Origin of the sequence: Micromonospora sp. D75, assembly GCF_018070405.1 — a bacterium.
GTDB lineage: Bacteria > Actinomycetota > Actinomycetes > Mycobacteriales > Micromonosporaceae > Micromonospora > Micromonospora chalcea.
In genome coordinates, this window is sequence record NZ_JAGPXV010000255.1 from 1 (window position 1) to 7863 (window position 7863).

The window sequence follows — 7863 nt, forward strand, 5'->3', positions numbered from 1 at the left end:
GGGCGAGGCCGAGCAGCGTGAACACCTCCGCTGCCTCCGGCGTGAGCGCCGCCAGCGAGCGGGACAGCACCACCCGCAGGTTCGTCGTCACCTCGTCGCCGGTCAGCGCGTCCAGCGGGCTGACCGCTGAGGTCAGCTCGGCCGCGACTGACGACAGGGCAAGTTCCGGGTTGAGCGCGGCACGGGCCGCCACGATCCCGAGAGCCAGCGGCAGGCCCCCGCAGAACCGCAGGATGTCCGCGACGGCGTCCGGCTGCCCGGCCACCCGCGCGGCGCCCACCTGCCGGACGATCAGCTCGCGGGCCTCGTCGTCGGGCAGCACGTCCAGCGGCAGCGGCCGCGCGCCGTGGGTGGTGACGAGGCCGGCCAGTTGCCGTCGGCTGGTCACCAGGACCGCGCTGGTGGGGGTGCCGGGCAGCAGCGGGACCACTGTGGCGGCGTCGCGGGCGTCGTCGAGGACCACCAGCAGCCGGCGTCCGGCGACGAGCGTGCGGTACAGCGACGCCTGGGCCTCCGGATCGGCCGGTACGCGTGCCGGTTCGACGCCGAGCGCCTCGAGGAAGCCGCGTACCGCGACCGGCCACGTCACCGGGTCCGCTGTCGGGTCGAAGCCGCGCAGGTTGACGTAGAGCTGCCCGTCGGGGAAACGGCCGGCGTTGGCGTGCGCCCAGCGCAGCGCCAGCCAGGTCTTGCCGACTCCACCGCCGCCGCCGATGGACGAGATCACCACCGGTGACCCGGCGCCCTCCGGGTGGCCCGCGTCGGCGAGTTGTTCGTCGAGGCGCGCGAGCTGGGCGGTCCGGCCGGCGAAGACCCCTGGTGACGCGGGCAGCTGCCGGGGCACGGCGCCCGCATCCCGGGCCGCGCCGGTGGCCGTCGCGCTCGGCTCTCCGCTGCCTGGCAGGTCCGGCGGCGCGATCGCCGCGTCGGCGGTGAGGATCTGCTGGTAGAGCTGCGCCAGCGGCGGGCTGGGGTCGGCGCCGATCTCGGCGGCCAGCCTCCGGCGCAGCCGGTGGAAGTGCTCCAGCGCGTCGGCCTGCCGCCCGCACCGGTACAACGCGAGCATCGCCTGCGCCGCCAGGCGCTCGTCCCACGGATACCGGCCGCTCAGATCCAGGACGTCGGGAAGGAGACGGACATGCCCGCCGCGGCGCAGCGCGATGTCGTTGCGGTCCAGCGCGGCCGCGAGCCGCTGCCGGTCCAGGGTCTGCCGGTACGCCGCCAGCCACGGCGTGGTCAGGCCGTCGAACGCGTCACCGCGCCACAGCCCCAGCGCCCGCTCCAGGCAGCCGATCGCCGTCGCGTCGTCCCCGGTGCTCCGGGCCTGCTCGGTCAGCGCGCGGAAGCGGTGCAGGTCGACACGGTCCGGGTCGACGGCGAGCAGATAGCCGGGATGACGCCGGACGATGCGGACGTCGTCCGTGCCGGCCAGCGCGTGCCGCAGCCGCGACAGGTAGCCACGCAGCGTGGCGGCGGCCCCGTCCGGCACCTCGTCGCCCCAGACCCGGCTGATCAGCTGCCCGGTCGCGACGACCCGGTTGGGCTCGACCAGTAGAGCGGCGAGGACGCACTGCTGACGGGCGTGACCGACCCGGACCGCCCGGCCGTCGATCCGGACGTCCAGGTCGCCGAGCACCCGGAACTCCACCGCCACGGAGTGTCACGGTAGCCGCGTGCGGTGGTGGTCGGACCGGGCGTGACGACGATCCGACAGGCGGCAGCGCGCGGTCCGCGGGCCCCGTTGTCCGAGCCCCGCGGACCGCCGTGCCGACTGGATCACGGGCAGTTGACCACGATTTCCACGCTGGTACGGCAGTCGTCGAACACGACGTCCGGGCCTCCGTCGCCGTCGTCGAAGCCGGGACCGCCGACCAGGGTGTCCGCGCCCTTGTCGCCGAAGAGGTGGTCGTCGTTGCTGCCGCCGTCCACGCGGTCGTTGCCGTCCAGGGCGCTGGGTCCGATGAAGCGGTCACCGTGGATGGTGTCGGCGCCGCCGTCGCCGTGGAGGTTGTCGTTGCCCAGGTCGCCCCAGATGTCGTCGCCGTTCAGCCCGCCGTAGACGATGTCGTCGCCACTGTTGGCCTGGATGTCGTCGTTGCCGGGGAGGCCGCAGATGACGTCGTCGTAGACGCTTCCGACGATCACGTCGCGAAGGTTAGTGCCGACGATGAACTCCGGACCGTTGGCGTTGTTGCTGACGTAGGCCGCGATGGCGAACCTCAGGGTGTATCCGGCCGGCACCGGCGCCCCGGAGTAGGGGCCGCAGTCGGGGGGGACGATGTAGGCCGCGGACGCCGGGGTGGCGCCGCCGGCCAGGCCCGCGGCGGCCAGGACGAGCGCCCCGATCGCCGAAGCGACGGTACGCGGGGTGAAGAGGAACCTGTGTGACATGACGCTTCTCCCTTGCGGTGGATGTGTGCGAGAAGCGTCACCGGCGAGCGTTCAGCGGACGTGCAGCAAACGTGCAGCCCGCCCGCCCTCAACGCCGATCTTGGAGTTGTGGCGCCTCGAAGGTCGCCCATGCCCGGTTTGCGAACCACCACAACTCCAAGATCGGCGGGGTGGGAGCGGTGAGTTCGTCCAGGCAGCGCGGTCCTACCTCCGACGACCCGGCCCCTGGAGGTTTCATGTCCGACACGCTGACCCGCCGTGAGCTGTGGGCGCTCGCGCACGCCGAGCGCGCCGCCCTGGCCGACGACCTCGCCGGAATCGACGCGGCGCAGTGGGCGCGGCGCTCGCTGTGCGGCCGGTGGACCGTTGAGGAGACACTCGCGCACATGACCGCGGCGGCGAGCGTCGGCCGGGCCCGCTGGGTCGCCAGCGTGCTCGGCGCCCGGTTCGACTTCGACCTGCACAACGACCGCCGGCTGGCCGAGCACCGGGGCGCCGACCCGGGGGAGACGCTCGACCGGTTCCGGCGGATCATCGGCAGCACCACGTCGACGTTCGGCCCGACCGAGGCGTGGCTAGGTGAGGTGGTCGTGCACGCCCAGGACATCCGGCGGCCGCTCGGCCTGGCCCGGACGCCCCCGGTCGAGGCGGTGACGCCGGTCGCCCGGTTCTACGCCGGGCGGGACTTCACGGTGGCCGGGCGCAGCGCGATCGACGGCCTGCGGGTGGAGGCGACCGACGGGCCGTTCACCGCCGGCGAGGGCCCGCTGGTCAGCGGCACCACGCTGGCGCTGACGATGGCGATGGCCGGGCGGGCCGCGTACTGCGACGACCTCACCGGGCCCGGTGTCCCCACGCTGCGGGAGCGCTGCACGCCCGTGTGACCACGGCGGGTGCCCGGGTCACGGCTTCGGCAGCGTCAGGATCTCCGCGCCGTCGTCGGTGATGGCGATGGTGTGCTCGCTGTGCGCGGTGCGGCAGCCGGTCGCGCTGCGCAGCGTCCACCCATCGGCGTCGGTGACGAGCGTGGCGGTGTCCGCCATCACCCACGGCTCCAGCGCCAGCAGCAGCCCGGGGCGCAGTTTGTACCCGCGTCCGGGGCGGCCGGTGTTCGACACGTGCGGGTCCTGGTGCATCGTCGACCCGACGCCGTGCCCGCCGAACTCGGTGTTGACCGTGTAACCGGCCGCGGTGAGGACCGATCCGATGGCGTGCGAGAGGTCGCCGATCCGGGCGCCGGGACCGGCGGCGGCGATCCCGGCCTGCAACGCCCGCTCGGTCGCGTCGATGAGCGCGACGCTCTCCGCGGGCCGGGCGTCACCGACGAGGAAGCTGATCGCGGAGTCGGCCACCACTCCGCCGAGGCTGACGGCCAGGTCGAGGCTCAGCAGGTCGCCGTCGGCGAGCGTGTAGTCGTGCGGCAGGCCGTGCAGCACCGCGTCGTTCACCGACGTGCAGATGTAGTGGCCGAACGGCCCGCGCCCGAAGGACGGCTCGTAGTCGACGTAGCAGGACTGCGCCCCGGCCTCGACGATCATGCGCTGGGCCTGCCTGTCGATGTCGAGCAGGTTCGTGCCGACGGTGGTGCTGCTCCGGAGGGTCTGCAGGATGTGGGCGACCAGGGCGCCGGTGTCCCGCGCCCGCCGTACGTCGGTGGGGCTCAGGATCTCGATCATGCGGGCGCCTTCCTCACGCGACCAATAAGTATCCCGGTCATGTTATCCCGGTATTAGAATCTCGGCATGGTCCGGTTGCCCCTCACTCCCGCCGAGGTCGAGCGCGGGCAGCGCCTCGGCGCGCTCCTGCGCCGCGCCCGGGGTGAGCGATCCATGCTGCTCACCGCGCTCGACGCGGGTGTCTCTCCGGAGACGCTCCGCAAGATCGAGTCCGGCCGGGTGGCCACCCCGGCGTTTCCCACCATCGCCGCCATCGCCGACGTCCTCGGCCTCTCCCTGGATGCGGTCTGGTCGGAGATCAACCACTCCGACGAGGTGGCGCGTCTCGCGCCGTCCGAGCGGCGCCTCGCCTCGTAGGGCAGCCCTCTCGACGGGGTCGAGCATACCGAGTATGTAAGATTCCGCGCATGCCACCCTCGCGTCGCGCCGTCGCGCTTGTCGTTCCCGTCGCCGGTTTCCTGCTCGGCTTCCTGGACTTCGTCTGGATCAAGTGGGTGCCGTTCCCGTTCGCCGAACTGGGCAACTCCACAGCCACCTGGGCGGTGGCCGCGTTCGCGCTGGGCTGGTGGATCCGGTCGGGCGCGGTGCGTGCCGCCGTGGCCGCCAGCGTCCTGCTGATCGTCGCGGTGCCCAGCTACTACCTGGCGGCGACGCTGCTCCAGGGCGACGACCTCGCCGTGATCTGGGCGCTCACCTCGTTCGTCTGGATGGCGTTCGGCGTGGTGGCGGGCGTGGTGTTCGGCGTCGCCGGCATCTGGGCGCGGACCGAGGGATGGCGGCGCGTCGTGGGGACCGCGCTGCCGGTGGCCGTGTTCGTGGAGGAGGCGCTGCGGTTCGCGCTGAAGTCGCGGTCCGGCTATCCCGGCGCATGGTGGAACGTGGCGATCGACCTCGGGCTCGCCGCGCTGCTGGTGGTGCTGATCGGCCGGTCCGCCCGGGTGCGGCTGCTGGCCGCCGCGGTGGCGCTGCCGCTGGCCGCGGCGGGCGCGCTCACGTTCGCCGCCGTCGCGGGGAGCTGACCTGCCCCGCCGCCGAGGCTGCGAGCCACCCCGCCGGCCGAGGATGCGGGCCACCGCGTCGGCCGAGGCGGCGGACCACCGGCCCGACCGGGATCGGCGACAATGACCCGAGAACGGCGTGGTCCGGATGACGGGGGAGGAAACGGATGATCCGACGGCAGGTGCTCACGGCGGCGATGCTCACGGCGACGGCCCTGGTGGCCGGCTGCACAAAGGACCGGCCCGAAGCCGCGCCGCCCACCAGCGCCCCGACCGCACCCGCCACGTCGGCGACGCCGAACGCCGAGCCGGTGCCCGCGCCGGCCGAGCTGGCGGCGCTGGAGCGGCGCTTCGGCGCCCGGATCGGCGTCTACGCCGTCGACACCGGCACCGGCCGCACCCTCGCGCACCGGGCCGACGAGCGGTTCGCGTACGCCTCGACGTGCAAGGCGCTCGCCGCCGGCGCGATGCTGGCCGCCACGTCCGACGCCGACCGGGACCGGGTGGTCCGCTACCGGCGCGCCGACCTGGTGGCGCACTCACCGGTGACCGAACGGCACGTGGAGACCGGAATGACGCTGCGGGACGCCGCCGAGGCGGCGGTGCGGTACAGCGACAACACCGCCGGCAACCTGCTGTTCGACGCGCTCGGCGGCCCGGCCGGCTTCGCACGGGCGCTCCGGGAGGTGGGCGACTCGGTCACCCGGCCCGCCCGTACCGAGCCGGACCTGAACGCGGCCACGCCCGGCGACGAGCGCGACACCAGCACGCCCCGCGCGCTGGCCGGCTCGCTGCGGGCGTACACGCTGGGTGAGGCCCTGCCGCCCGCGGACCGGGACCTGCTGCTGGGCTGGATGCGGGCCAGCACCACCGGCAGCGGGCTGGTCCGGGCCGGCGTGCCGGCCGGCTGGCAGGTGGCGGACAAGTCCGGCACCGGCGGGTACGGCACCCGCAACGACATCGCCGTGGTGTGGCCGCCGGACTCCGCGCCGATCGTGCTGGCGGTCATGTCCAGTCGCGGCAGCCGCGACGCGAAGCCCGACGACACCCTGGTCGCCGAGGCGGCGCGGGCGACAGTGACCGCGTTGCGCTGACGGGAGGCCGGCTCAGGGGATGGGCCACTCGTGCACGGGCCGGTTGCTGTGCATCAGGTCGACGTAGTGGCGGACCACCTCGCGCAGCGCCGCCGGACGGTCCAGGTGGTCGGCCGACTCCAGCCGGTGCAGCGTCTCCACCTGCCAGGTCGCGCCGTTGCGGCTGGTTAGGCAGCGCTGCTCGACGATGCCGAGCAGCCGGTCCCGCTCGGCGGGGTCGAGGCCCCACCGGTCCAGCCCGTGGTGGGCCATCGGCAGCAGCCGGCGCAGCACCAGCTCGGTCACCGGCAGGTAGCCCAGGCCGGGCCAGTACACCTGGGCGTCGATGCCGTGCCGGGCGCAGGCGTTGAAGTTCTCCTCGGCCGCGCTGAACGACATCTGCGACCACAGCGGACGGTCGGACTCGGCGAGCGCCCGGACCAGGCCGAAGTAGAACGCGCCGTTGGCGACGGTGTCCAGCACCGTCGGCCCGGCCGGCAGCACCCGGTTCTCCACCCGCAGGTGCGGGCGGCCCTTCAGCACGTCGTAGACCGGCCGGTTCCACCGGTAGATGGTGCCGTTGTGTAGCCGCAGCTCGGCCAGTTTCGGCACGCCGCCGCTGTGCAGCGTGGTGGCCGGGTCCTCCGGGTCGCAGACCGGCAGCAGCGCCGGGAAGTAGCGCACGTTCTCCTCGAACAGGTCGAACACGGAGGTGATCCAGCGTTCCCCGAACCACACCCGCGGGCGTACGCCCTGGGCCTTGATCTCCTCCGCCCGGGTGTCGGTGGCCTGCTGGAACAGCGGCACCCGGGTCTCGCGCCACAGCTCCCGGCCGAAGAACAGCGGCGAGTTCGCGCCGAGCGCCACCTGGATGCCGGCGATCGCCTGGGACGCGTTCCAGTAGTCGGCGAACTGCGCCGGGCTGACCTGGAGGTGGAACTGGGTGCTGGTGCAGGCCGCCTCCGGGGTGATCGTGTCGGCGGTGGTGGCCAGCCGCTCCACCCCGCTGATCGCGATCGGCAGGTCCTCGCCCCGGGCGGCGAAGATCTGCTCGTTGAGCAGCGCGTACCGGGGATTGGCCGACAGCGTCTCGGCGGTCAGGTGCTCCGGGCGCAGCGTCGGCAGGATGCCGACCATCACCATGTGCGCGCCGACCGTGCGGGCCTTTTCCTCGGCGGCGTTCAGGCTGGCCCGCACGTGTTCCTCGAACGCGGCGGTGCCGGTGCGGGCCAGCCGGCGCGGCTCGACGTTGATCTCGACGTTGAACTGGCCCAACTCGGTCTGGAACGCCGGGTCGGCGATCGCCTCCAGCACGTCGGCGTTGCGCATGGCCGGGTCGAAGTCGTCGTCGACCAGGTTCAGCTCGATCTCCAGGCCGGTCATCGGCCGCTCCACGTCGAACCGGGACTCGCGCAGCATCTCGGCGAACACGTCCAGGCACCGCCGGACCTTCTCGCGATAGCGGGCCCGGTCCTCCCGGCTGAAGGTACGCACGCCGACGTCCTCGCCCATGGTCACCACCCTGTCACCGTTGGTTCTTCCCAACCTCGCACGGAGTGGCGGGTCAGGAAAGGTCCGCCAGACCCTTTTCTGTACCCCGTGGCGGCCCCGGTGATCCCCGTCGCGGGGCAGCGGGTTCCGTCCGGGCCGCCCGGCCCGGGCGGCTAGCATGGCCGCCGACGGCGAAGGGGAGTGGCTGATGCGCGACGGGTGGATCCGGGCGCT

At 73.5% G+C, this 7863-nt stretch carries 8 protein-coding genes; 4 read left to right on the forward strand and 4 right to left on the reverse strand.

Going from position 1 to position 7863, the window contains the following annotated elements; genetic code table 11:
• Together KBX39_RS16655 and KBX39_RS16660 are read right to left on the reverse strand one after the other, a co-directional pair.
• Nucleotides 1–1654: AfsR/SARP family transcriptional regulator (locus tag KBX39_RS16655; protein ID WP_210871416.1), on the reverse strand; the 1654-nt coding region annotated here is incomplete at its 3' end.
• Nucleotides 1655–1776: 122 nt separating this feature from the next.
• Nucleotides 1777–2391: a calcium-binding protein gene (locus KBX39_RS16660; protein WP_043324514.1), complete on the reverse strand. Its 615-nt coding sequence runs from the start codon at nucleotides 2389–2391 to the stop codon at nucleotides 1777–1779.
• Nucleotides 2392–2627: 236 nt separating this feature from the next.
• On the opposite strand from KBX39_RS16660, the gene KBX39_RS16665 reads away from it, so the two are divergent.
• Nucleotides 2628–3275, forward strand: coding sequence for a maleylpyruvate isomerase family mycothiol-dependent enzyme (locus KBX39_RS16665; protein ID WP_210871418.1), 648 nt, complete (start codon nucleotides 2628–2630; stop codon nucleotides 3273–3275).
• Between the two features lie 18 nt (nucleotides 3276–3293).
• Here KBX39_RS16665 and map read toward each other — a convergent pair whose 3' ends face one another.
• Nucleotides 3294–4067: a type I methionyl aminopeptidase gene (gene map, locus KBX39_RS16670; protein ID WP_064446143.1), complete on the reverse strand. Its 774-nt coding sequence runs from the start codon at nucleotides 4065–4067 to the stop codon at nucleotides 3294–3296.
• A gap of 66 nt (nucleotides 4068–4133) precedes the next feature.
• Here map and KBX39_RS16675 point away from each other — a divergent pair, with 66 nt between their 5' ends.
• The 3 genes from KBX39_RS16675 (at nucleotide 4134) to bla (ending at nucleotide 6159) form a co-directional block, all read left to right on the forward strand.
• Nucleotides 4134–4424, forward strand: a complete 291-nt coding sequence (locus tag KBX39_RS16675) for a helix-turn-helix domain-containing protein (protein ID WP_043324508.1) — start codon at nucleotides 4134–4136, stop codon at nucleotides 4422–4424.
• Between the two features lie 50 nt (nucleotides 4425–4474).
• Nucleotides 4475–5086, forward strand: coding sequence for a DUF6518 family protein (locus KBX39_RS16680; protein WP_210871420.1), 612 nt, complete (start codon nucleotides 4475–4477; stop codon nucleotides 5084–5086).
• A gap of 146 nt (nucleotides 5087–5232) precedes the next feature.
• Entirely contained in the window at nucleotides 5233–6159 is a 927-nt protein-coding gene (gene bla, locus KBX39_RS16685) for a class A beta-lactamase (protein ID WP_210871422.1), read from the forward strand.
• A 12-nt stretch (nucleotides 6160–6171) separates the two neighbouring features.
• Here bla and KBX39_RS16690 read toward each other — a convergent pair whose 3' ends face one another.
• Nucleotides 6172–7650 (reverse strand): glutamate--cysteine ligase, encoded by a 1479-nt coding sequence (locus tag KBX39_RS16690; protein ID WP_210871424.1) that lies wholly within the window; start codon nucleotides 7648–7650, stop codon nucleotides 6172–6174.
• Nucleotides 7651–7863 lie beyond the last annotated feature (213 nt).